General features: G+C 46.0%; 24 protein-coding genes. 16 read left to right on the forward strand and 8 right to left on the reverse strand.

What is annotated here, in order from left to right:
• Window positions 1–96 precede the first annotated feature (96 nt).
• The 5 genes from QMA13_RS09695 (at window position 97) to QMA13_RS09715 (ending at window position 6208) form a co-directional block, all read left to right on the forward strand.
• Window positions 97–930 (forward strand): sugar nucleotide-binding protein, encoded by an 834-nt coding sequence (locus tag QMA13_RS09695; protein ID WP_282941168.1) that lies wholly within the window; start codon window positions 97–99, stop codon window positions 928–930.
• 100 nt (window positions 931–1030) lie between these two features.
• Window positions 1031–2041 carry a mannose-1-phosphate guanylyltransferase gene (locus QMA13_RS09700; protein WP_282941169.1) on the forward strand — a complete coding sequence of 337 codons (1011 nt, stop codon included), beginning with the start codon at window positions 1031–1033 and terminating at the stop codon, window positions 2039–2041.
• A gap of 17 nt (window positions 2042–2058) precedes the next feature.
• Window positions 2059–3006, forward strand: coding sequence for a GDP-mannose 4,6-dehydratase (locus tag QMA13_RS09705; protein ID WP_282941170.1), 948 nt, complete (start codon window positions 2059–2061; stop codon window positions 3004–3006).
• Between the two features lie 132 nt (window positions 3007–3138).
• A complete protein-coding gene (locus tag QMA13_RS09710; protein ID WP_282941171.1) occupies window positions 3139–4422 on the forward strand; it encodes a glycosyltransferase family 4 protein in 1284 nt (427 codons plus the stop codon).
• Between the two features lie 25 nt (window positions 4423–4447).
• On the forward strand, window positions 4448–6208 hold the full coding sequence (locus tag QMA13_RS09715) for a DUF4214 domain-containing protein (protein WP_282941172.1): 1761 nt from the start codon (window positions 4448–4450) through the stop codon (window positions 6206–6208).
• Between the two features lie 94 nt (window positions 6209–6302).
• Here QMA13_RS09715 and QMA13_RS09720 read toward each other — a convergent pair whose 3' ends face one another.
• The 6 genes from QMA13_RS09720 to QMA13_RS09745 all read right to left on the reverse strand — a co-directional run bounded on the left by QMA13_RS09720 (window position 6303) and on the right by QMA13_RS09745 (window position 10038).
• Complete coding sequence (locus tag QMA13_RS09720) at window positions 6303–6599, reverse strand: hypothetical protein (protein WP_282941173.1); 297 nt, start codon at window positions 6597–6599, stop codon at window positions 6303–6305.
• The gene (locus tag QMA13_RS09725) at window positions 6596–6934 is read right to left on the reverse strand and encodes an alpha-helical endospore appendage domain-containing protein (protein WP_282941174.1); all 339 of its coding nucleotides are present in this window, start codon (window positions 6932–6934) and stop codon (window positions 6596–6598) included. The genes QMA13_RS09720 and QMA13_RS09725 overlap by 4 nt, the downstream gene beginning before the upstream one ends.
• Before the next feature lie 23 nt (window positions 6935–6957).
• Window positions 6958–7245 (reverse strand): nucleoside-diphosphate sugar epimerase, encoded by a 288-nt coding sequence (locus tag QMA13_RS09730; RefSeq protein WP_282941175.1) that lies wholly within the window; start codon window positions 7243–7245, stop codon window positions 6958–6960.
• Window positions 7246–7372: 127 nt separating this feature from the next.
• Window positions 7373–8101, reverse strand: coding sequence for a glycosyltransferase family 2 protein (locus tag QMA13_RS09735; protein ID WP_282941176.1), 729 nt, complete (start codon window positions 8099–8101; stop codon window positions 7373–7375).
• Window positions 8073–9251, reverse strand: coding sequence for a glycosyltransferase family 2 protein (locus tag QMA13_RS09740; protein ID WP_282941177.1), 1179 nt, complete (start codon window positions 9249–9251; stop codon window positions 8073–8075). The genes QMA13_RS09735 and QMA13_RS09740 overlap by 29 nt, the downstream gene beginning before the upstream one ends.
• A gap of 16 nt (window positions 9252–9267) precedes the next feature.
• Complete coding sequence (locus tag QMA13_RS09745) at window positions 9268–10038, reverse strand: glycosyltransferase family 2 protein (protein WP_282941178.1); 771 nt, start codon at window positions 10036–10038, stop codon at window positions 9268–9270.
• Window positions 10039–10237: 199 nt separating this feature from the next.
• Between QMA13_RS09745 and QMA13_RS09750 the strand changes: the two genes are divergently transcribed.
• On the forward strand, window positions 10238–10870 hold the full coding sequence (locus QMA13_RS09750; RefSeq protein WP_282941179.1) for an acetyltransferase: 633 nt from the start codon (window positions 10238–10240) through the stop codon (window positions 10868–10870).
• Between the two features lie 62 nt (window positions 10871–10932).
• Here QMA13_RS09750 and QMA13_RS09755 read toward each other — a convergent pair whose 3' ends face one another.
• Window positions 10933–12060 carry a DegT/DnrJ/EryC1/StrS family aminotransferase gene (locus tag QMA13_RS09755; protein ID WP_282941180.1) on the reverse strand — a complete coding sequence of 376 codons (1128 nt, stop codon included), beginning with the start codon at window positions 12058–12060 and terminating at the stop codon, window positions 10933–10935.
• Between the two features lie 290 nt (window positions 12061–12350).
• Between QMA13_RS09755 and QMA13_RS09760 the strand changes: the two genes are divergently transcribed.
• The 9 genes from QMA13_RS09760 (at window position 12351) to QMA13_RS09800 (ending at window position 21189) form a co-directional block, all read left to right on the forward strand.
• The gene (locus tag QMA13_RS09760; protein WP_282941181.1) at window positions 12351–13526 is read left to right on the forward strand and encodes an OsmC family protein; all 1176 of its coding nucleotides are present in this window, start codon (window positions 12351–12353) and stop codon (window positions 13524–13526) included.
• A 215-nt stretch (window positions 13527–13741) separates the two neighbouring features.
• Window positions 13742–14326 (forward strand): hypothetical protein, encoded by a 585-nt coding sequence (locus tag QMA13_RS09765; RefSeq protein ID WP_282941182.1) that lies wholly within the window; start codon window positions 13742–13744, stop codon window positions 14324–14326.
• Between the two features lie 277 nt (window positions 14327–14603).
• The gene (locus QMA13_RS09770; RefSeq protein ID WP_282941183.1) at window positions 14604–15326 is read left to right on the forward strand and encodes a sugar phosphate nucleotidyltransferase; all 723 of its coding nucleotides are present in this window, start codon (window positions 14604–14606) and stop codon (window positions 15324–15326) included.
• The gene (gene rfbB / locus QMA13_RS09775) at window positions 15323–16345 is read left to right on the forward strand and encodes a dTDP-glucose 4,6-dehydratase (protein WP_282941184.1); all 1023 of its coding nucleotides are present in this window, start codon (window positions 15323–15325) and stop codon (window positions 16343–16345) included. The genes QMA13_RS09770 and rfbB overlap by 4 nt, the downstream gene beginning before the upstream one ends.
• Window positions 16342–17208: a dTDP-4-dehydrorhamnose reductase gene (gene rfbD, locus QMA13_RS09780; RefSeq protein WP_282941185.1), complete on the forward strand. Its 867-nt coding sequence runs from the start codon at window positions 16342–16344 to the stop codon at window positions 17206–17208. The genes rfbB and rfbD overlap by 4 nt, the downstream gene beginning before the upstream one ends.
• The gene (locus QMA13_RS09785; protein WP_282941186.1) at window positions 17201–17656 is read left to right on the forward strand and encodes a dTDP-4-dehydrorhamnose 3,5-epimerase family protein; all 456 of its coding nucleotides are present in this window, start codon (window positions 17201–17203) and stop codon (window positions 17654–17656) included. Before rfbD ends, QMA13_RS09785 begins: the two co-directional genes overlap by 8 nt.
• Window positions 17657–17733: 77 nt before the next feature.
• Entirely contained in the window at window positions 17734–18867 is a 1134-nt protein-coding gene (locus tag QMA13_RS09790; protein ID WP_282941187.1) for a CgeB family protein, read from the forward strand.
• Window positions 18864–20021: a CgeB family protein gene (locus QMA13_RS09795; RefSeq protein ID WP_282941188.1), complete on the forward strand. Its 1158-nt coding sequence runs from the start codon at window positions 18864–18866 to the stop codon at window positions 20019–20021. Before QMA13_RS09790 ends, QMA13_RS09795 begins: the two co-directional genes overlap by 4 nt.
• Window positions 20022–20061: 40 nt before the next feature.
• The gene (locus QMA13_RS09800) at window positions 20062–21189 is read left to right on the forward strand and encodes a CgeB family protein (RefSeq protein ID WP_282941189.1); all 1128 of its coding nucleotides are present in this window, start codon (window positions 20062–20064) and stop codon (window positions 21187–21189) included.
• 73 nt (window positions 21190–21262) lie between these two features.
• Here the strand turns inward: QMA13_RS09800 and QMA13_RS09805 are convergent, their stop codons facing one another.
• Window positions 21263–22420 carry a glycosyltransferase family 4 protein gene (locus QMA13_RS09805; RefSeq protein ID WP_282941190.1) on the reverse strand — a complete coding sequence of 386 codons (1158 nt, stop codon included), beginning with the start codon at window positions 22418–22420 and terminating at the stop codon, window positions 21263–21265.
• A 221-nt stretch (window positions 22421–22641) separates the two neighbouring features.
• On the opposite strand from QMA13_RS09805, the gene QMA13_RS09810 reads away from it, so the two are divergent.
• Window positions 22642–23094, forward strand: coding sequence for a ferritin-like domain-containing protein (locus QMA13_RS09810; protein WP_282941191.1), 453 nt, complete (start codon window positions 22642–22644; stop codon window positions 23092–23094).
• Window positions 23095–23104: the final 10 nt, after the last annotated feature.

The following is a 23104-nucleotide window of genomic DNA, read 5'->3' on the forward strand; positions in this document are numbered from 1 at the left end:
GGAATGCATCCATTCTGAAGATGAAAGAGGCTTAAATATGCTGAGTTTCAATACGGATATCAAGGTAGCTCTGACGGAAGAAAGAAGCCCGGGGCTATGAGAATATTGATTATTGGTGGTGACGAGATTGTTGGCCGCGTGCTTGTCCCTTATTTGTATAAGCAGACCCGATATGAAGTGTTCTACACAACGAAGCGAAAAGGAAACGAGGGCAAAGGATTATTTTTAGATCCTACAGATGCAGTCATGGTTGAAAAGCTAGTGGAGATCATAACCCCCGATGTGATCGTTAACGGAACGAGCATAATGAATGATATGGCCCGACTCCAAGAAATTGAAGCCTACCGGATCAACGGTCTGCTGCCGCATCAGCTGGCGAAGCTTGCGGAGCAGCGTCATATTCGCTTGATTCATATGAGCACTGACGGCGTATTTTCTGGAAACAGAGGCTGTCATGAGGAACGGCATGTTCCTGAGGGGACCTCCGTTTACGCCAAGACAAAGGCATTAGGTGAAATTAAAGACTCTCCTCATTTAACGATTCGTGCTTCGCTCATCGGTCCGGAGGGTGGAGAAGGAATCGGCTTGCTGGATTGGTTTTTTAGGCAAAAAGAAGTTCGTGGCTTCACCCATGTACCTTGGAATGGATTGACCTCACTGGAGCTCGCGAAATTCATACATTATGTGCTGGAGCATGGCCGTCGTTTGAGTGGAATCATTCATCTTACTTCTCCTGAAAGAATCAGTAAATATGATTTGCTGCTATTGATCCAGCGCTTGTTCGAAAGACAGGACATTGCGGTTCGGCCTAACGATACCATTGAAATGGATCGGACGCTTAAAAGTACACGCAGAGACGTCGATTATCAAGTACCGTCACATTTGGTTATGCTGACGGAGCTGCAAGATTGGATGCGAAGCGAGTTGTGAAATATCTGCTTACGATGCAAGTTTTGCCTTCAGCAAAACTCTAAGCGAATGCTTACGATGCAAGTTTTGCCTTCAGCAAAACTCTAAGGAGGGTAGTTCAATGAAAATTGTCATTATGGCAGGGGGGCAAGGGACACGCTTCTGGCCCCGAAGCGTAAAGCACAAGCCAAAACAGTTTCTCTCATTAACCTCTGAGGAAACTATGCTGCAGCAATCGTATCGCAGATTCGCCCAATGGGTACCGACAGCTTCCATCTACATTTTGACGACACGCGAGTACAGTACTACGGTTAAGGAGCAGCTTCCTTCCTTGGATCCGGCGCAAATTCTATTAGAACCTGAGCCGAAGGATACAGGGCCCTGCATAGCGCTATCTGCGCTGCATTTTATGACCAGAGGGGATAATGAAGTGTTGGTGACCACCCCTTCGGATCAATACATTCCAGACGATAAACGGCTGTGGGAAGCGCTGCTGCAGGCGGATGAAATTGCCCAGAAGGGTTACTCGATCGTCACATTAGGGATCGTACCCACAAGGCCGGAAACCGGTTATGGCTATATCGAGACGGAAGAGCCTGATGGCGTAGGAGCTGTGCTGGCCAAAGCCTTTATTGAGAAGCCTCCATTGGACAAAGCGATACAATTATATCAACAAAAAAATATGTATTGGAACAGCGGTATTTTTATATGGAAGCCTTCGACGATTGCCTATTATATGACCAAGTTTCAAAGAGACATGTGGGTGAATCTTCAAAGCTGCAGCGGAGAGTGGGAGAAGATATATCACCGGCTGCCCAAAATATCTATCGACTATGCCATCCTGGAGAAGGCGACGACCATCTATACGATTCCCGTCCATTTTGAATGGGATGATGTCGGCTCATGGACTTCACTTGAGCGGATATTCGAAAAGGATTCAAAAGGGAATATCGTCATGGGGGATGTTAGCACGACTTATACAGAGAACAGCATCATCTACACGGAGGATCATAAAACCCTGGTTATCGGCATTAAAGATGTCATCATTGTTTCTACTCCTGACGGACTGCTGGTTTGCCACAAATCCCAGGAACAACAAATTAAAGATGTGCTAAAACTACTGGAATATTAAAGGAGGACCCTACTTCTATGAGAGTGTTAGTTACGGGAATATCCGGATTTGTCGGCAGTCATATGGCTGAATATCTTTTGGCCAATCAAATTGACGTTACTGGCACGATCCGGCAAAGAAGCCGTCTGGACCACATCAAGCACTTGAAGGATATCCGTCTGGTGGAATGCGAGCTCAGAGACCCATTTTCGGTAGAAAGCTTGATACGTGATGTGAAGCCAGACCTCATCTTTCATCTTGCGGCTCAGAGCTTTGTTCCGACCTCGTGGAACTCTCCCATGGATACGATCCATAATAACGTTGCGAGCCAGGTCAACATTTTTGAAGCGGTAAGACGCCTGAATCTGAACAGCAAAATACAAATCGCTTGCTCAAGTGAGGAATACGGCCATGTCGAGCCGAATGAGGTGCCGATTAAGGAAACCAACCCGCTTCGCCCCTTAAGCCCTTATGCCGTTAGCAAGGTGACACAGGAATTTTTGGGCTATCAATATAACAAAAGCTACGGCTTGAACGTTGTACTCACCCGCACCTTTAATCATACAGGCCCTCGTCGCGGGGAAAATTTCGTGACTTCCAATTTTTCCAAGCAAATCGCGGATATTGAAAAAGGGAAAAAACCGCCTGTGCTGTACGTAGGCAACCTTCAGGCGAAACGTGATTTTACGGATGTGCGGGATATTGTGCGAGCCTACTGGCTTGCTGTAAATAAAGGGGTACCTGGAGAAACCTATAATATAGCTTCCGGTACGTGTTATACGATTGAAGAGGTATTGAATAAGCTGCTGTCTCTTAGCACAGTGAAAATCGAGATCAAAGAGGATGAAACTCGCTTACGTCCTTCGGATGTGGAAATTTTGCTTGGCGATTACTCCAAATTTCATCAGCAAACGGGTTGGAAGCCGGAAATTCCGTTCGATCAAACGCTAGAGGATCTTCTGAATTACTGGAGAATGCAGTCATAATCGGCAGTGATGTCAAGCTTGGTTCACCGCACGCTGTGATATAAGTCAAGCAGGTTCCCGCTAAGGTGAGCCTAGTTTTGTTTTACATGCCTGGGATAGGACCATAATGTGCTTGGAACAGGAGGGCTAGCAATGAAAGTACAGCAGCGCAATGCACCGAGCCTGGACAAAAAAACGCCATCAAGCAAGTCAAACAAAATGGTTCGATTGCGAAAACGTCAGGTAAGCAAACGCAAAGCGTTAAGCTTGAAAAAATGGCCGAAAAGAACGTTGGGCAAACCGCCTTATAAGCAGTCACCGTTCACCGCTTCTATAAAAGGGGTGAACTTAATTGGTTTCATTCGTGCGGAAACCGGGATAGGCGAGTCTGCTCGCCTTGGAGCAAAGGCTCTCATTAATACGGATATTCCTTTTGGTATACTCGACTATAAAGCCAGACATGATGTCAGAACGGAAGATACAACCTGGTCCTACAAAGAAAAGGTAAGAGCTGTGTATAACGTCAACATTTTTCATATCAACGGGGATATGATAAAGCTCGCTGCAAAGCAATTTGGAGACCAAGTGACAAGGAATAAATACAATATTGGCTATTGGCATTGGGAACTGCCTGATTATCCAAAAGTATACTGCAAAGGATTCGATGTCGTTCAAGAGGTATGGGTTCCATCGACCTTTGTTCTAGATAGTGTTTCCATGAAATCCAAAGTACCGGTTGTCAGAATACCGCACGGCATTGAAGTCGGCTTCTTACCTGAGCTCACACGTGATCACTTCGGTCTGCCACACGAGCGCTTCTTGTTTTGCTCCATGTATGACACTCAAAGTTATCAGAAACGTAAAAATCCGTTAGCTGCGATCGAAGCCTTCAAGAGGGCGTTTAACAAGGATGAAAGCGTGGGAATGGTGATCAAGGTCAATAATCCCCAATCGAAGCCAAGCGAGCTCGATGTACTGAGACAGGAGGCTGCTGGCCATAACAATATCTTTATTATGGATCGTACGATGAGCAGAGGGGAAGTGAACTCGCTTCTTCACAATGTTGACTGCTTCGTTTCCCTGCACCGATCAGAAGGCTTCGGCTTGGGCCTCGCAGAAGCGATGTATCTTGGCAAGCCGGTTATCGGCACAAATTGGTCCGGCAATACGGACTTCATGCATCCAGGGAACTCGTGCGCAGTCAATTATAAATTAGTTGAAGTCGGTGAATATTGGGGCCCCTATGAAGCGTATCAAAAATGGGCTGAGCCGGATATCGATCATGCGGTCCAGTATATGCAAAGACTAGTAACGCAACCGGAGTGGAGACAGATGATTGCCTTGAATGGACAGCATACCATCCGCTCTCAGTACTCTCCTTACGTTGTTGGTCAGTTAGTGAAGAAAAGACTGAGACATTTAGGATTAATTCAATAGTAAACGAGTAAGGGAGATCGATTCGATGGATGTGATGGGATTAAGACAAAGCTGTGAACAGTTTAAACGGACACTCCAGCAAGGAAATCATTATCGTATAGTCAGAGTCATACATTCGCTGATTCAGCTGGATAGTGAACCGTTTATATGGGTATTGTACTCGCAGTTGCTTCATCGAGAGCCGTATGAGCATGAGTTGCGATATTACATGCATTTAATTACACAAGGTACGCAGAAGATGACATTATTGTCTTTGGTCATTCAGAACGGAGAAGCGGAGCAGCTGTTCAGCCTTCCCAATCCTACAGGACATCAAGACATCACGCTGGCAGGCATTATCAATCAATTTTTTTTATCGAGCGACCCCGAATTTATTGAAGCTTTGTATTATGAATTTTTGTATCGCACCCCGGATAAGGATGGACTTCAGGTTCATTTGCATCATTTAACCCAAGGCGTGCCCAGAATGAATTTTATTATGAGCTTTCTATCCTCATCCGAATTTCAAGCGCTGATGACGGCTCCGCTAGCGCCTGGAGAGACACATAGTCCCGTTTTGCCCACAGCTTCAATACAGCCGGACACTAATGTCAGAACAGCTCTTCCTATGAAGCAAGTAGGGATTTTTATGGGATACACCCAAACGATTGGCAAGCTGTTGGATGGGGAAGGGATAGGGCGGTTCAATATGCGTCTGATTGAAGGACTGTTGAGCCACCCGGATACCATCATTCACGTTGCTGTAAGAGAGAACAATTATATAGATCTAGAAAGATCATATCGGAAACTGAAAGCACGATATCCGGGCCGATTATTCGTTCATAAATTCAGTTCAATGGACTGGTTGAACCAGCATATTCCTGTAGATGTTTGGGTGGTCCCTTATGTCGGTATGGAGCTGGCTCTGGAGTTACAGAAGCCGTTTATTCTTTGTGTACATGATTTGGTATATATGCATTTTAGAAGCGAGTACTACAGAGAACAGTCTCTCTTCTGCCAAAGTCTGGATAATATCGTTTATAAAATGTCCGAAAAAGCGAGAAAAGTCGTATTCAATTCTAACTTTACTCGAGATCATGAAGGACTGAATTATTTGCAGCTGCCTTTTCATAAAATGCATGTCATTCGTCTTGCTGCCCCTGTTGAAGAATATACCGCTTTCGGATTAACTTCAGAAAATGAATTAAGAGCTAAATACCAGCTTTACGGTCCATATATCACGTTCCCGTCTGTCGTTAGGCTGCATAAAAATCATGATCGGCTTCTAGAAGCCTTTCTCCGGTACAGACAAACCCAGGAGGGGAAGAGCTCCCAGCTTCGTCTTGTGTTAACGGACCAGCTGCAGCATCGTCCTCTGGAGGCGGCTATGACGGCTGTTATGCAGCGCTGCAAGGATATCGAAGCAAGAGACAGCGTGAAGTTTATCGGAAGATTGCCGTCTCATGATATTCCTTCCTTGTACAAATATGCGGTAGGTACCGTAGTGCCTACATTGTTTGAGGGAAGCTGTCCGTTCCCGATATTGGAATCGCTCGTGATGGACACTCCAGTGGCGACAAGCAGACTTGAGGTAGTCAACGAGGTTATTAATGATCATTATGCATTGATCACGTTTAATCCCTATGATGTAGTAGAAATGGAGTCTGGCATTCGGCAACTGGTGCAGAATAGAAATTCATTAATTTCAAGGCAAAAAAGGGCGCTACAGAGTATGCTGAACCGAAAATGGTCGGATGTAGCTAATGAATATTATGCCTTGATTTCGGCCATTCAAATGGGGTATTAGGGAGGAGAATCAAGCGGGGCTTGTCCTGTCGAAAGGATGAGTCGCGCTTTATTTGATTTGCTCGGAAAGTATATAATCTGCAAAAGACCGACTATTACGAAGAGGAAATAGTCGGCCGGAATCGGCGAAGCTTCCGGTTAAGCCATGGCTTAACCGGTTTGCCGCGTCGTTTTCTTCTTATTTTTAACCCGATCATTTTCACAGCGATTTGCCGTTGGTATTTACTAATTGAATCGATCTGCTCAACAAGCCCCTTAGCAACATATTGAGAGCCTTCTACAACTTCGGCTATACTCTCCAGCATTACTGTCAAGGCACGCTGACTTCGGGCTAAAGATTTTAAAATGTGCAGCTTGAGTTTCAATTGAACTTCTTCCTCTTGCGGTCTCATCTGGAGCTACCTCCGAAAAAATCGTTATAATTACCCGATATTTCACCGGAATTATCGCTTTCATTGTTATCTCCTAAGATGGCCTGTAAATTCTTGGTCAACGCCTGCTCCATCTTCGTTAAGCCGTCTATGACGTCGAGCAGCTGCTCGTGAATTTCAATAGAACGCTTTACTTGATCGTTATGATTGCCTAGATGCGAGGAAGTCAGATGCGTACACATCCATCGGCTGGAGCGGGTTGCTTCGTGTGCTTTGGCTTCTAGAATTAAAGAAATGTTTTTTTGGAAGCTTGCTGCTGATTGCAGCAGCCTGTGGTAAGAGTTCGTTCTGCTCAAAGCTAACCCTCGCTTTCCTGATTCTATTCTTCATCGGAAGAGTCGATTCCCTTCATTACGATGATGAGATTCTCGGCTAATGTATCCGCTAAATCAGCCAGGCTATTGAGATAAGCGGCAATATTTTTCGTTACGTTAAGCGAATTGTCCGTTAACATTTCAATATCTCCGAAAGAGGGGTGTTCATGAGGAATATCATGAATAAATTGTCCTGCGAGTACAGCGATATGCCGTTGGGCTTCTAAAATCTTGGCCATTTCCAGCTGGGATATGGACATATGCTCAATGATATTATCAAGCTGTCGTTGCATTACCTACCCTCCTCTCCATATAGTTTACCACCATAACATATGCGGATTTTTTTCGTGTAACCACGGCATCAGCCTATGATGTGCTGTTAGGAGCGAAATTTCATAGTGGTTAGCTGAGGGAGCTTCTTCAAATAAAAGCATGGGGATCGACGCCCCACTTCTCTATAAATTTATTGTAGTTACGTTCAATCAAATGCTTAAGAGATTGTTGGTCTTCTTTCTGGAAGCTGGCACTGCCATGGTGGAAGATGAACGTATCACCGGCAATCATTAGACGAAATCCCGCTTGACGGGCACGATAGCAGTAATCGTCATCCTCCAGGTGTCCCGGCGAGAATCTTTCGTCTAGGAAACCGATCTTGTTCATAAGCTCTCTCTTAAACAGAAAGCAAAGACCGATAACCCGCTCCGTCTGCTGCCATTTTGAATGATCCGGATGGTTATATTGTTCAGCCATCTCGGTAACTGTTGTAAAAGGTTCTGTAATTTGCTGCTTACCGCTGGCGTAATTGGTAACAGGACCGACGATGCCGATATCTTCGGCGCTGTAAAGGCATCTAAGCATATGATCAAGCCAATGCGGAGTGAGCAAGGTATCGTTGTTCAATAAAAGCAGTGCATCGCCCACGGCAGTACGAAGCCCTAAATTACAGGCATAAGGAAAACCGCGATTGAAGGGAAGGGAGATCAATTTTATTTTTTCGTTGATGCAATAAGGAACGGAGCCGTCATGGGAGCCATTATCCACTACTATGATCTCATAGGCTGTTTTGGTATGTTCCCGGATTGACTGGATACAAGGCTCCAGCAGGTGGAGCCCGTTATAATTAGGGATGATAATGCTTGTCATCTGCATGGCGTTGTCCTCCTGCATAAGCTCTTTTACGCTGAGTATCCACAAAGTCTAATCGCGCTCCAGACTGCTCGGTCGCCAGCTTGATCGCTTCGATATGGTCCCCAATAATGAGGTCTGCTGTATTGTTTTTCATTCCTACGTTTCCTTCACGAAGCTTGTTGCGGTTAATGACGTTGATGCAGCCTCCTATACCAATCTTCAGCCCGTTCATCGACGCTAACACTTGAGCTTTCGGTGGGACGATCAGCGGATGAAAACCAATGGTTTTCACCGTTTTACGTGATAAGGCATGAGGAACCGCTGTCATGGAATTTGCAGCGAGGTCGGGACGTTTGAGAGCAACATTCAAAAATTGTTTCATGTACGTTACGGAATCCGAGCGTGCAAATGAGGATAAATAAGGAGTCACATCATTCAGTGCAACATCCAAACCGTTCTCGATCCCATATATAAAAGGAATTAATTTTTCCGCTTGAATCGGAATATCGCCGTCCAGGAATAACAAAATATCCGATTGCGCTAGATTGGCTCCAATAGCCCGCCCGACATCGTGTCCAACCGCCTGCGGGTAGGAAACGACTACGGCGTGAGAAACGTTTCTAGTAATATCAAAGCTGCGGTCCGAGGAGCCATTCACAATGACAAAGACTTCATCGAGGGGAAGACGGTTTAGTTGGCGGAGAATAGCTCCGATAGTATCTTCTTCATTTTTAACCGTAATGATCGCGGCAATGGACTTGTTCGTTGGGACGAGCAGCCAGTCATGGGGAGGCTGTCCTTTGGCTTTGAAGTAACCGTGTACGTAGCCTTTAGCCGCATCCGCATAATGCTTCCACGGAGCTCGCTTAATATTGAATGAAGGGAGATGCTTCATCCAATAGCCATTTAGCACCTTTTTCTGGAAAGGCTCGTGCTCGATGGAATACTTCGCAGCGTCCGTTTTACCTGCCCGTTTGCCTAAACGATGTGAGCGGGATGACTGATGAGGGGTTATGGTCAGTCTGTACTTTTTTCTAACATGAGGACGCTGATTAACTGGTTTAGCCCTTTTTTTAATCTTCAGGCCTCTTGGGATTACCGTCTTGGTTCGTCCCTGGGGGGCACGATAGATAGTCGGAGCTTTACCTTTCTTAGACAGTCGTTTGTTCATAGATTGCATGTTCATTTCACCTCACCAAAGAGCGATTTCTGGCTAAATCTGAGTGATGAGCCCGTTCGTTGGTAGCTTGGATCAACCATTGCATAGCCTCCAGATGATCGCCGACAATCAAATCGCGAAGCGGGTCGATTCCTTTGCTTCTGCGACGTCTCGGATTGTTTGTGCTTACGTCAACATTACGAATGGCTTCTACTCTCAGCTGCTTAACGAGGGCTATGGTTTGCGCTTTGGGTGGGACGGTCAGATTCTCCGCACCAATGGTATTTAGCGCTCTGCGGCTTAGGGCATGTGGGATCGCTGTCATGGAAGATCCGCGCAAATCGCCGCGTCCCAACATACTGTTCAAAGTATGTTTAGCCAGAACGACAGGATGCACTTTCTGCGTTTGGACAGGACCGGAATAACGGTTCAGTGCAACGTCAACGCCCTTGTGAACCGCTTCAATAAAAGGGAGCAGTTGGACCGCCGGAATGACGATGTCTCCATCCATAAACAGTAAAATATCACCCACTGCCTGCATAGCGCCTACGCTTCGCCCCACGTCATGTCCGAGAGGATGCTTGAAGCTGATGACGCGAGCTCCACTGGCTTTGGCAATTTCTTTGGACCCATCGGTAGAACCGTTGGCTACAACGATAATTTCAAGAGGTTTCAGCTTTCGAGCTTCTTTTAAGACGTAATGCAAAGTTTTTTTCTCGTTCATCACTGGAATAATAACCGACACTCTGGATGAGGATGGAGAGCTGGTTGCTGGCTTGGACTTGCGTTGTCGCCGCATTTGTATGACAACTCCTCTCATCAGGTTTAGTGGTACAGCTTACTTAGTAATGGATTCGTACAATAGTTATCTTATGTACTTTTGTCACGGGAGAGAGGGCTATAGCATATAAGGAATGAAAAGGGCGCGGGAAAGGTGCATATGTGCTTCTAAATAAAGCATAAAATCATACATCAGAATACAGATCGGAGGGAATACCTTGTCACTTCGTCGTGTCATTCTCATCGGTGCCGGGGGCCATGCAAAGGTAATTATTGATATTTTGAAAAAAGATCCATCCGTAGACATTGTCGGGTGCACGGATAAAAACTCAGGAACCGATATATTAGGTATTCCGATATTGGGGGATGACTCCATTCTTGCAGAATTGTATGATCAGGGAGTTCATCATGCATTTGTGGCCATTGGGGATAACCGCCTTCGCAGCTTGCTTGCCCGAAAGGTGACAGAAATCGGGTACGAATTGGTCAATGCGGTGAGCCCCTATGCTTATGTGGCTGATTCTGCTGCTTTAGGGATTGGTATTGCGATAATGGCGGGCGCGGTGATCCATGCTGATGCCCGAGTCGGTGATAATACCGTCATTAACACACAAGCTTCCATTGATCACGAATGCGTCATTGGAGATTATTGCCATATTGCTCCAGGTTCTACATTATCCGGTAATGTTTCGTTAGGCAGCGGAGCCTTCTTAGGAACCGGAACGAAGGTCATTGACGGCATTCGGATAGGAGCTTGGACGATTCTAGGGGCGGGCTCGGTTGTAGTCAAAGATATACCTGATAGTTGTCTCGCTATGGGCGTGCCGGCGCGAGTTGTTCGCCATTTATAGCAGCAGGAGAAAAAGACGCTTTCCGACCTGGTTAGGAAGGAGGGCGTCTTTGACATGCTTTTTCACTTGGCTTCATGAACTTGTGTCACGACCTGCTTTAGATTTGCAGATATATATTGAATATCTTCGGAGGTCAGGCTGCCGTAACTCGGCAGATTAATCCCTTGAGAGCAAATACGATTGGAAACCGGAAATTCCGAAGCAGGCTGCAAATGTTGATAAGGGGGCAGCTTATGCATGGGATAAAAAAAAGGTCGTGTCTCAATACCTAGCTGGTAAAGGCGCTGCATTACTTCATCTCGTTGTTCCTCTGTGAACGAATGGAAGACGGCGCTGAACATCCAGTACACGTTTTTGGCCCATTCCTTCTCGGTAGGGAGCGTTATGAATTCACAGTCCTTCAGATTTTCATAATATTGGCCGGCCACTTGAATTCGGCGGTCGATATGCCATTCGGCTTGTTCCAGCTGCGCACAACCTATAGCGGCTTGAATGTTGGTCATCCTGTAATTGTAGCCGATCACAGGATACCAATAACGACGCTTGGGATCCATTCCTTGTCCCTTTAACAGCGCGATTTGCTTGGCTATAGATTCGTCGTTGGTCGTGATCATGCCGCCTTCGCCGGTAGTTAATATTTTATTGCCGAATAGACTGAAGATAGCAGTATGGCCAAGCGAGCCTACCATACGCTCTTTATATTGCGCTCCAATAGCCTCCGCAGCATCCTCGATAACGAACAAACCGTGTCGATTTGCAATCTCTAATATGGGGTCCATATCTGCGGAATGACCGTACAAATGAACAGCAATAATCCCTTTGGTGCGAGGGGTTATTTTTTGTTCGATTTTAGCGGGATCGATATTCCAAGTATCCGGTTCGGAATCGACAAATACAGGCTTTGCCTTGCAGTAGGTTACGGCGTTGGCTGTGGCGATGAAGGTGAACGTAGGAACAATGACTTCATCCTCCGGACCTACGCCGTGAGCTAACAGCGCCAAATGAAGGGCGGTCGTGCCATTGCTGCAAGCCAGTGCATGTTTCGTAGTGCACAGCTCTGCGAAGCCTTGTTCAAATTTTTTGATATAGGATCCGTTTGAGGAAATCCAGGTGGAGTCAAGGCAGTCAAGGACGTATTTTTTTTCATTGCCGTTCAAGATGGGGAGCGCAACAGGATAAAAGTTGCCCAATTTGAATCCCTCCTAGTAGGGGCGACGCCGCGTGATGAAGCGTTACAAGCAGCACGGCGCGTTATTAATGGAAAAGTTTATTCGATAATATATGCAATTCCACGGTAAACGGGGTAAGGAACGCGGATCAATGAAGGCCCATTTTGAATTAGATAAAAGAAACTGGTCATTGTAAAGCGACAATCATCCTCGGTTACATCCGTCCACACGATTCTGCTTTTTATCAATATGATATCAATAACGTTTAAGGCGTCATGGATTGTCAAAATGAAGTTGGAGGAGAACGATGGATGAGACCTTCAGTTGTTTATCAAAATGAGCCTTTAATAGCAAGATACGAGCAGGTTGTAACGACCCAAGAATGCCGACAATTAATCGAGTTGGCCCAAAATTTGCTACAGCCTGCCAAAGTCATCGGACAAACGGAGGTCGTAACCTCAGATTTTAGAAAATCGGATTTCGCATGGTTCGAGCATCATACTAATGAAATCGTAAGTCGGGTTTGCGATAGAATAGCCTCCATCGTAGGGCACCCTGTTCAATATGCGGAGAGTTTACAGGTTGCAAGATACTTGGTGGGCGGCAAATTCGGGGCGCATTACGATACGTATGATTTGTCCTCCGTTGTTGGCAAAAAGTTTTATGATGAAGGGGGTCAAAGGCTATACACGGCATTGCTTTATTTGAATACTACTCAGGCTGGAGGGGAGACGTATTTTCCTGAACTCCAACTGGACATTGTTCCAACCGAAGGCACCTTATTGGTTTTTGGAAATTGCAAAAAAGGCACGAATCAAACCCACCCGCTTTCCTTACACGGTTCTCGGGAGCTAAAAGAAGGGGAGAAATGGATAGCTACTTTGTGGTTCCGAGAGAAGGAACAATATCCTGCTCCAAAGGCTAGGGTCACGGAGGGAGACTCCATTGCTCAACAAGCAAGCCCTCCCGAGAAGAAAGCAGAGGAACCGAAGCCTCTTACCCCTGTTCAAGTAACCGACAAGGTAGCGATGACCGGCACATTCAGTCCAAAGACCGAGAAATTAGCGGCCAAAGTCGTATCTAAAGGCAGTACTGGAAAACGGGAAATTCATATGCGTAGTTTTCAAGTGTATACCAACATGTTGGCGGAATCCGACCATTATGACCAAGGTCCAAGTCCGGGGGAGTTAATGCTCGGCGCGTTGGGCAGTTGTATAACTCAAACGACTTTGGCTATGGCTGCCTACAGAGGAATAACGTTGCAATACGTTGAAGTAGAAGTATCGGGCGAGGTAAACAACGATGATCGGTGGAGCACACCTTCCCTTCACAACATCTCATATAAGCTGAGCATTCTGTCGCCAGATTTGACGGATACCATATTGAAGCTGCACAATGCGGTTACGAGAGCATGTCCGAGCTTGCACTTGTTGGCGGACCCTCAAACAGTAGAAGGAGCATTCGTCCATTTGAAGTCCAATAAATAATTGTCCTATATGACCGCAGTAGGGGATAACTTCTCGCGGTTTTTCTATTAGGAATGGACTATTGTAATAGTTTGTTATTTAGACGAACGCCCCTCTGCATTATTGTAATTCCTCGGTATTACTAAACTGTGCGAATTATCTGAGTCAACCACCGTGGCTGTATTTACTTGCCGACATATAATTTAAATAGATTGATAAGAAAGGAGTGAATCACAATGGGAGAAACGGGACTTACTGGTCTTACAGGTTTAACTGGTCTGACCGGACCGACAGGACCGACGGGACCAACAGGACCAACAGGACCAACAGGACCAACAGGACCAACAGGACTAACAGGACCGACAGGACCAACTGGACCCCAAGGACCTTCAAATGATTCAACAGGAACGCAAGCCCCAGGGCCTTCAGCACTTACAGCAGGGGTAGAAACAGCAGTAATTACGCTTACAGGGGTTACTGCGACGGCTACTGCGAATCAAGTGAAAGTCGATGCCAACTATTCGGTGTCGATGTCGGCGTTGGTTGCTCTTGCTGCAAACGTAACCGGTCATTTGTACAGAGATTTCGGAACCGTTAACCAAACTCTCTTGGCTACTGTAACAACAAGCACCTTTTTAGATGCTGTATCCATTCTTTTGGGACCTGCTAATGTAACAGGAAGCATCAGTTACTATGATGACTTGTCTGCTCTAGTCGGCACGCATACGTATACACTTACAATAAACCCTTCGGCTTTCCTTGGTCTTATCACAGCTGCTTCTGCAAACTATCGTGCGCTTAATGTAGTTGTAGGTTCTTAATCATATTTTTCATCCATCCTCCCATAACAAACTAATACAATCCCATGCTCTTATTTAGGGGCATGGGATACTTTTTTTATGGCAGAAATGAAAATAACTGTGGGCTGCATGCTGGATGATACAGAAGCTTTGCTCCTATTATGACTACCGGACAACAGCCAATTTTTCCTACTGTACGGTATTCGTCTATATGCTCTTGTCTGTATGAGAATATCATTAACTTAGAGTATGTGCCGCAAGCTGGACCTATAAACCGAATGGAAAGGAGTCGTGTGCATTGAGAGGAGTTATTTTGGCCGGTGGTACGGGTACAAGATTGCGTCCACTGACGAACATTGTGAACAAACATCTGCTGCCTGTGGGAAAATACCCTATGATTCATTATGCGATAGACAAGATGGTATCAATCGGAATCAAGCAAATTCTTCTAGTCATTGGCAAACAATCCGCCGGTTTGTTCACCGAATATATAGGAAGCGGCCAACAATGGGGGGCCAGCATATCGTACAAAATTCAAGAGCAAGCGGGAGGAATCGCGGAGGCGTTGGCCATGGCGGAGGACTTCATTCCACCGGAAGAACATATGCTTGTCATTCTTGGGGACAATTTATTTCAGGACGATTTGCATCATGCGATGAAGGAATATAAGAAGCAGCCGCAAGGTGCGCATGTTTTTTTGAAAACAGTGTCGGATCCTTCCCGTTATGGAGTTCCCGTGTGGGAGGGAGACCGGATTGCTTCCATAGAAGAAAAGCCAGCTGATCCTCAATCTCATTACTGTGTCACAGGTATTTATATGTATGATACAGAGGTTTTCGATATTATTCGTAGCGTTAAGCCTTCAATAAGAGGAGAACTGGAGATAACGGATGTCAATAACGCTTATGCCGCAAAGCATGCATTGTCGTACAGTATCTTATCCGGGTGGTGGACGGATGCGGGGACTCATTTCTCCTTGCAGCAGGCTAGCTCACAGTTAACAGGGTGTGAGGCGGAGTGAGGACGGTACTGGTGACCGGAGGGTTGGGGTTTATCGGGAGTAATTTCATCCTGCATTGGGTAAAGAATCATCCGCAGGATAGGGTTATTAATTATGACCTGCTTACGTATGCGGGCAACCCTACTAATGTTTCTTCAGTACACAATTTGCCACAATACCGTTATGTGTTGGGTGATATTGCAGATTCCCCGCTTCTTGAAAAGGTTATGCTTGAGGAAATGGTGGATACGGTTGTGCATTTTGCTGCGGAATCTCATGTCGATCGAAGCATCAAAGATCCTTCGGTCTTTGTCCGTACGAATGTATTGGGAACGCAATACTTATTGGAAGCAGCCATGAAATGCGGAATAAATCGTTTTATCCATATATCTACGGATGAAGTGTATGGATCCTTAGGGAGGGAAGGTTTTTTTACCGAGTTATCTCCAATTTCCCCGAACAGTCCATACTCGGCTAGCAAAGCCGGCTCGGATTTGATGGCTCGTGCCTACTATGAAACCTATGGATTACCTGTCATTATAACCCGCTGTTCGAACAATTATGGTCCGCATCAATATCCTGAGAAGATGATCCCCAAAATTATTACAAATGCTTTACAGAACCAACCGATTCCGGTTTACGGAGACGGACAAAACGTCAGAGATTGGCTGCATGTTGTGGATCATTGCTCTGCTATTGAACGAGTCATAGATTCGGGACAACCGGGCCAAGTCTACAACATTGGCGGAAATAACGAGTGCACGAATCTGCAGGTTGTAAGTGAGATTCTTCGATACCTTGGCAAACCGGATTCACTGATTCAGTTCGTCGCCGATAGACTCGGTCACGACCGAAGATATGCAATAGATGCTTCCAAAATCAGAGATGAACTCGGTTGGATTCCCAAATATTCGTTTCATGAAGGAATGGCTCAAACCGTAGATTGGTATGTCGAACATGTGGAATGGTGGCGTCGACTTATTGTAGACGTTCCTAAGCGCAGTAACGGAGAAGGAGACGGAGGTGAGAAGAATAAATGAAAATACTAATTACGGGAGCGGGAGGACAGCTGGGCTATGACTTAATTCGAGTATTATCCGTTAACCACGAGGTGATTGCCAAGACGAGAGCAGATCTGGATGTGACGAATGAGGCAGCGGTATTCAACACCATGAGGCATGAAAATCCGCAGATTGTGATTCATGCAGCAGCTTATACGAACGTGGATAAGGCGGAGCAGGAGAGCGACCATGCCTATACAATCAATTCGATTGGAACCAAGAACGTAGCGCTTGCGGCAGCTGAGCTTGGGGCAAAGCTGGTTCATATCAGTACGGACTATGTATTTGATGGCAGCAAACGGACTCCCTATACGGAAACGGATCGGCCAAATCCGCTAGGTGTGTATGGTAATTCCAAATTGCATGCAGAGAAGTTCGTAGAGCTGATCAGCGGACGCTATTTTATATTGCGCACCTCGTGGCTTTATGGCAAAAACGGCAGTAATTTCGTTACAAAAATGATATCCCAAGGTCAACAAAAAGAAGAGCTGACGATCGTATCAGATCAATTCGGTTCACCGACCTATACGCTGGATTTAGCCCGATTTATCGAGTATTTAATGCAAACCGAATACTATGGCTTATATCACGTCTCCAATAGAGGGTACTGCTCCCGGTATGCGTTTGCTCAAGCCATATTTCAAGCGTTGAATTGGAGTCACATTCGGCTTGTTCCGATTAACTCAGCCGGATTTGCGGCAGCAGCGCAGAGACCTGAATATTCCGTATTTGATGATTCGGCCATCAGGCTGAACCATCTGCCACGACTTCGCAACTGGAAGGATGCGCTGCATGATTTTTTGCACAACGATTTTGTACTGGAGGACTCGAACGATGATTGATGGCGTTCAGAAAAAAAATCTCGTGCTTCACAGCGACGACAGAGGTTACTTCATGGAAATATTGCGAGAGGATGATCCCATTTACGGACGCTTTGGGCAGGCTTCCCTCTCCATGTCATATCCAGGGGTTATCAAGGCGTTCCATTACCATGAGAAGCAGGATGATATATGGTTCTTCCCCTCGGGTCATGCTCAAGTGGTGCTTCACGATATGAGGCCCCAATCCCCGACATACAAGCAGACGGATGTGTACTTCATGGGGGACAATAACAGGTATTTGCTGTTCATCCCTCGTGGCGTTGCTCACGGTTATAGGGTGCTGGGGAATCAATCAGCTACTATTTTATATTTTACGAATATGGCCTACGATTCTAAACAGCCGGATGAATACCGCATGGATTGGAATGATGAATCTATTGGATTCGATTGGCGGACCAAGAATCGTTAAAAAGTTTTCCTTCGGAAAACTCAGACCATGCTTACGTAGAAAGTTTTCCTTCGGAAAACTCTGAGGAGGTCAACAAAGTGGCTAGTCGTGCGATGAGATCGCGAGCTTTGGCCTTAAAGCTGCAAGGCGCCAGAAAAGGACGAACGGACGGTTTTTGGTTGGGACATAGCCATGGTTACCATCTCGGACAATGTCAAGCGGTACTGGATAGGGTACCCCCGATGCAAGAAGTCAAAAGGGCTTTAAAAGTGATGTATGTGAAAGAGGGGACCCCTGGATTTCGAACGTTGGATTTGGGCATTGCCCGTGCGTTAGTAGAACTGGTCCAAGAGGTTAAGGTTGTACAGCCTCAATCCGTGCTAGTGGAAACAGCTCTGGCATTTAAACCGGATCTTATCCTTGTTATGAATGGAATTTATCGTGTATCCGATGAACAGGTCGTCAAGCTTCGGCAATCTGGCTTCCGGACGGCCATTTGGATTATGGATGATCCCTATTTTACAGATATCACGGCGCATATGGCGCCTTTTTACGATTATATTTTTACGCATGAGCTCAATGCGGTTCCATTCTATCAAAGCTTAGGTTGCAGGTATGTGTATTATTTGCCTTCCGGGGTGGATCCTGCCATTATTGCTCCGCGATTTGTTGAAAAGCAATACCGGTCAGATGTATGCTTTATCGGTTCCGGTTTTTCGAACCGGATCTCATTTTTCAATAAAGTGATTCCAGCATTGAAAGGTGTTCACCTGTTCATGGCCGGTTATGGCTGGAACCAGTTGAAGTCGTACGATGCCATTAAAGAACATGTTAACCTCGAAGGTGTCTTGTATGATGACAATATTCGATATTACATCGGAGCCAAAATCGTTATTAATCTACACCGCTCCCCGGAGGAACGCCTGAACAGCAGGGGAATCCAGGCTTTGTCTATTAACCCGAGAACCTTTGAGATCGGCGCTTGTGGCACGCTGCAGCTAACCGATGTGAGACAAGATTTATCTCGATATTACTCACCCGATCATGAGCTTGTTACCTTTGCGAGTCCGGAGGAGCTTGTTGATCGCATACGCTATTATTTGGGTAATGAGGAAGAACGAAGTCATATTGCCCTTGAAGGACTATATAAAACGATGAGTCAGCATACGTTCAGCCAGCGTCTGGTTACAATGCTGCACACCATTTTCGGTGAAAAAGGTGGTACAGAATGAGATATAAACCTGTTCATTCAGTTAGTAAGAAAAAGGGTGCAGCCGCAACCTCAAGCAGAGGAACTATTAAAGGCAGGCAGGATGGCTTTCGTACAGGTTGGAGCCAAGGGTATCATCTCGGAAGAAGCAATGCGCTCCTGCAAAAATTGCAGGCTGCCGAAGTACATGCATCTATCCGTGATTTACATGTGCTGTTTGTTGTAGAGGCTTACGAAGGCGGGAAATTCCACCAGCCGATTAACGAAGGCATCATCTGCGGCTTGCAATCTCAGATCCGGCAAGTTTCCGTAGCTGCTCCATTGGATAACGTGGCAGAGCTGGCGAAGCAGACTCGTCCTGATTTAGTCTTCGTTCTTAACGGCATTTTTGATTTATCCATGGAGCAAATCGATGCTATACGTATGATGGGGATTCAAACTTGCGTTTGGATTACCGAGGATCCTTATTTTATTGACGTTACGCTGAAAAAAGCTCCTCATTATGACTATGTTTTCACCCACGAGCTCGGATCGATTCCTTATTACCAGACAGCAGGATGCCAGCAGGTTCATTATTTGCCCCTTGCTGTGAACGAGGCCATGTTTCGCCCGCGCCAAGTGAATTTATCGTACAGCAGGGATATTAGCTTTATCGGCACCGCATTTTGGAACCGGGTACGCTTTATAGATAAAATGTCTCCTTATTTATCGCAAAAAAAAACGTTCATTTCAGGTTTGTTGTGGGATCGGTTGAAAAGCTACCGTAAGCTTGGCTCAAAGGTCAGTCTGGAGCGATGCATGAGCGTTGAGGATACCGCAGCTTATTATAATGCTTCCAAAATCGTTATTAATCTTCATCGGTCGCATGAAGACGATCAGCATAATTATAATTCCAGAGGAATTCGAGCGCTGTCCATAAACCCGAGAACTTTTGATATATGCGCCTGTGGGGCCCTGCAGTTGACGGATGTTCGTCATGACTTAACTTATTTTTATACGCCTGGTCAAGAACTGGATACCTATTCAAGTCCGGAAGAGCTGAGAGAGAAGTGCGAATATTATTTGACTCATGAGGAAGAGCGCACAGAGATGGCCCTTCGAGGCTTATACAGAACATGGAACGAGCACACGTACAAAAAAAGAGTTTCCCGTTTGCTCAGTGTTATGTATGGTTAACAACCAACATACTAGGTCAGGAAAGTCAGGAGGAGCGGAAATGGCTGTAGAACGAAGACAAAGATTAACCTCGCAGCAGAGACGGGGCAGTTTATCCGGAGGTCGGGCTGGCTATAGGCTGGGGTGGAGCTATGGTCAACGTTTAGGCCATAATGAGGCGATCGTTAGGTCCAGGGTCCCTCTTGTGACTGCCGTGCGAGATCTCTCTGTGCTTTGTGTCACATCAGGAATGGGGCTTCCATTCTCTCCGATAGATATGGCAGTTGAGGGGGCACTCCGAGAGCAGGTTCGTGAGCTTCACGTTTGCTCTCCTAAGGATGATCTGGTTTTATTGACGGCTCAATTGAGGCCGCAGCTTGTGCTGGTCTTGCTTGGGATGAATGTCACTCCTGAGATTGTTAATTCGATTCGAAGTCTTGGGAGTACAACAGCAGTATGGTATTCGGACGACCCGTATTATTCCGACATTACAAGGATAACGTCAATTCATTATGATTATGTGTTCACCAATGAGCTGAGCTGTGTTGAGTTTTACCAGATGCAGGGATGCAAGCAAGTGTACCACTTGCCGTTAGCGGTTGATTTGAAAGTCTTTTGTCCACAAAGAGTTCATACCGGATATTTTAGCGACGTGTGCTTTATCGGGAGTGCGTATTGGCATAGAGTCGGTTTTTTTGATCGTATTGCCCCGTATTTGGCACGGAGAAATGTGAAAATTTTTGGATGGTGGTGGGATCGTCTGGAGCAGTACTCGAAGCTGTCTCATCTCATTCGTACGGAATGGCTGTCGCCTGAAGAAACGGCTAAATACTATAACGGCGCCAAAATTGTTATTAACCTGCACCGTTCTCCCCACGATGAGTCCTTTAATAAAAACAGCACCCGTGTCAAAGCGTTGTCTACGAATCCTAGAACCTTCGAGATTTGTGGCAGTGGAGCCTTTCAGCTGACGGATGCCAGACAAGATTTAGCTAACCTGTACGGACTTGGCCAAGAGCTGGTTACCTACTCCTCTGCTGAGGAGCTGATACAAAAAATTGAATATTATTTGAAACATGATGAAGAGAGAGAGGAACTGGCGCGCAAGGGGCTGCAAAGAACGCTGCGAGATCATACCTTCGATCACAGAGTTGCTGTGATGTTGAGTGTGTTGGCGGAAAGCCGTTAACAAGAAGCTTCTTCTTACTGATATCATCCGCAAAGAGCCGAATTGTACAGATTCTTTGCGGATGAAAGAGGGGCTAACCACGTTTATTGTTCAATACATTATGAAACACAGCTGCATATTGGGCTGCTATATCATCCCAAGAAGCGGCAGGGTCGTTCATGCCAGCTACCACAGATGCTTTGAACTCGTCGTAGTGCTCTGCAAGGTGCTCCATTGCATTCGTTATGGAATCCGGAGATTCTGGCTCGAACCATACGACCTTCGCGCTGCGGTTCGCCAGATGCTCCCTCATAACGGGAATATCAGAGCAAAGTACAGGAACTCCCATGCTTAACGCTTCCTCCACCGGATAGCTGCCTCCACCCTCAGACAAGCTTGGCATAATAAGAGCATGAGCATTTTTAATGAGGGGCGATACATAATCGTCTGGAACCATCCCGAGAGGGAATAAATCTTGATTTATTTTCAAATCGAGCCTTTTTATTAAGGATACGATCGTCGGTAAATACGATATTTCTGGCCACGCAGGAGGAGTGCTGCGGTATTGGTCTGTATTGTAACCGATCAATATTAATGGGTGCTCGCTGCGTTTGGAAAATTTGGTGTAGGCTAGGAGCAAATTATAGTGATTTTTATGCGGAGAGGTATTGGCAGGATAAATAAAGTAACGGCTTGGAAAGGCGGCGGATAGGATGCTGCTTGTCTCCGAATTTTCAAAATATTTAGCAGGTGATATGGCATGACGAATGACAGCGGCTTGTCGGCATCGGTCCCCAAAATGAGCAATCAGCCTCGACTTAACATGCTCAGAAGAGACAACAACACCTTCGCAATGCTCCAACCATTGTTTGGAAGATTCCCAATAACTGCGAATGTAAGCGCCCGATGTAAATGGCGGTACATAATCGAGAATCGTCGCATCGTGATAGGTAACGACCGTAGGCTTATTCCATATTTGGTACTCCGAGCCATGGGGCCAAAATACGTACACCAAATCGCGGTCAATGAGAAATGGATGCCCTGCGGGCAAGGTCTCGGGATTGTCATAATAAACTACTTCCAATTTGGGATGCTGGGATCTGTTGAGCGTTGCTTGAAGTCCGGTTTGCGAAGCGACAATGAGGCGTACACTTTGAACATCAGGATGGCGGGCAATGGCTGTAACCAGATTGACCAGCAGCCGGCTGCCGCCTCCAAGTGAATGCATGGAGCTGTATATGGCGAGCTTCATTGTTCTTTCTCCTCGTTTCCAAATGATTTTCAGCATATGTTTTATTTTCATACTATATGTAACACAATCCACAATCGTGTACTTCAGCCTGAGGTCAGCGACCCCCTAAGATTAAGGTAAACCTTTTATTGAAAAAAATATGGTGTCATGGGCGAGCAGTCGTGAATACGCTATTACTAATAGTGATTTGCCTATTCTTGTCTTGGAATGGAGGAAGCAGGATGAAGATAAAATCCCCCTCTGCCGATGAAACTTTTTCCTTATCCGCCAAGCTGCAGTTTCGGGACGTTCGCCGGTTTATGTCTCAGCTTCAGTGGAGTGTCAATCATACCGCAACATTGATCTGCGCTTATGCGGCGCTGGTCAAGCTAGCTCTTAGTGAGGAAGCGATCACAGAGCTGGATCGAATGTTAGCTGACGAAAAGAGGCACTACAAGCTGCTTGAAGCGTTGTATTTGGAGTTAAAAGGTGCAGAGCCTACGGTTCAGCCCGAACGATTTGCGTTTGCCACATATGAGGAAGGCTTGCAGCATGTTATTCGTCTGGAACGGGAAGCCATCCGACAGTATCGCGATACTTACCTGCTAACCCCGAGTCCAAGGGTGCGGGATTTATTTTTCTATGGGATGAGCGATAGCGCGGATCACCTGGTAGGACTTATTCTGATGAGATAGTACTTAAGGC

The organism is Paenibacillus sp. RC67 (assembly GCF_030020805.1).
In the GTDB taxonomy this organism is placed as follows: Bacteria; Bacillota; Bacilli; order Paenibacillales; family NBRC-103111; genus Paenibacillus_S.

Coding starts and splice junctions, on each gene's coding strand:
- QMA13_RS09800 (WP_282941189.1), top strand. CDS start 20,062: ATGGCTGTAGAACGAAGACAAAGATTAACCTCGCAGCAGAGACGGGGC.
- QMA13_RS09710 (WP_282941171.1), top strand. CDS start 3,139: ATGAAAGTACAGCAGCGCAATGCACCGAGCCTGGACAAAAAAACGCCA.
- QMA13_RS09745 (WP_282941178.1), bottom strand. CDS start 10,038: ATGCGGCGACAACGCAAGTCCAAGCCAGCAACCAGCTCTCCATCCTCA.
- QMA13_RS09700 (WP_282941169.1), top strand. CDS start 1,031: ATGAAAATTGTCATTATGGCAGGGGGGCAAGGGACACGCTTCTGGCCC.
- QMA13_RS09720 (WP_282941173.1), bottom strand. CDS start 6,599: ATGAGACCGCAAGAGGAAGAAGTTCAATTGAAACTCAAGCTGCACATT.
- QMA13_RS09765 (WP_282941182.1), top strand. CDS start 13,742: ATGGGAGAAACGGGACTTACTGGTCTTACAGGTTTAACTGGTCTGACC.
- QMA13_RS09785 (WP_282941186.1), top strand. CDS start 17,201: ATGATTGATGGCGTTCAGAAAAAAAATCTCGTGCTTCACAGCGACGAC.
- QMA13_RS09740 (WP_282941177.1), bottom strand. CDS start 9,251: ATGAACAAACGACTGTCTAAGAAAGGTAAAGCTCCGACTATCTATCGT.
- QMA13_RS09795 (WP_282941188.1), top strand. CDS start 18,864: ATGAGATATAAACCTGTTCATTCAGTTAGTAAGAAAAAGGGTGCAGCC.
- QMA13_RS09695 (WP_282941168.1), top strand. CDS start 97: ATGAGAATATTGATTATTGGTGGTGACGAGATTGTTGGCCGCGTGCTT.
- QMA13_RS09810 (WP_282941191.1), top strand. CDS start 22,642: ATGAAGATAAAATCCCCCTCTGCCGATGAAACTTTTTCCTTATCCGCC.
- QMA13_RS09735 (WP_282941176.1), bottom strand. CDS start 8,101: ATGCAGATGACAAGCATTATCATCCCTAATTATAACGGGCTCCACCTG.
- QMA13_RS09730 (WP_282941175.1), bottom strand. CDS start 7,245: ATGCAACGACAGCTTGATAATATCATTGAGCATATGTCCATATCCCAG.
- QMA13_RS09715 (WP_282941172.1), top strand. CDS start 4,448: ATGGATGTGATGGGATTAAGACAAAGCTGTGAACAGTTTAAACGGACA.
- QMA13_RS09760 (WP_282941181.1), top strand. CDS start 12,351: ATGAGACCTTCAGTTGTTTATCAAAATGAGCCTTTAATAGCAAGATAC.
- QMA13_RS09805 (WP_282941190.1), bottom strand. CDS start 22,420: ATGAAGCTCGCCATATACAGCTCCATGCATTCACTTGGAGGCGGCAGC.
- rfbD (WP_282941185.1), top strand. CDS start 16,342: ATGAAAATACTAATTACGGGAGCGGGAGGACAGCTGGGCTATGACTTA.
- QMA13_RS09705 (WP_282941170.1), top strand. CDS start 2,059: ATGAGAGTGTTAGTTACGGGAATATCCGGATTTGTCGGCAGTCATATG.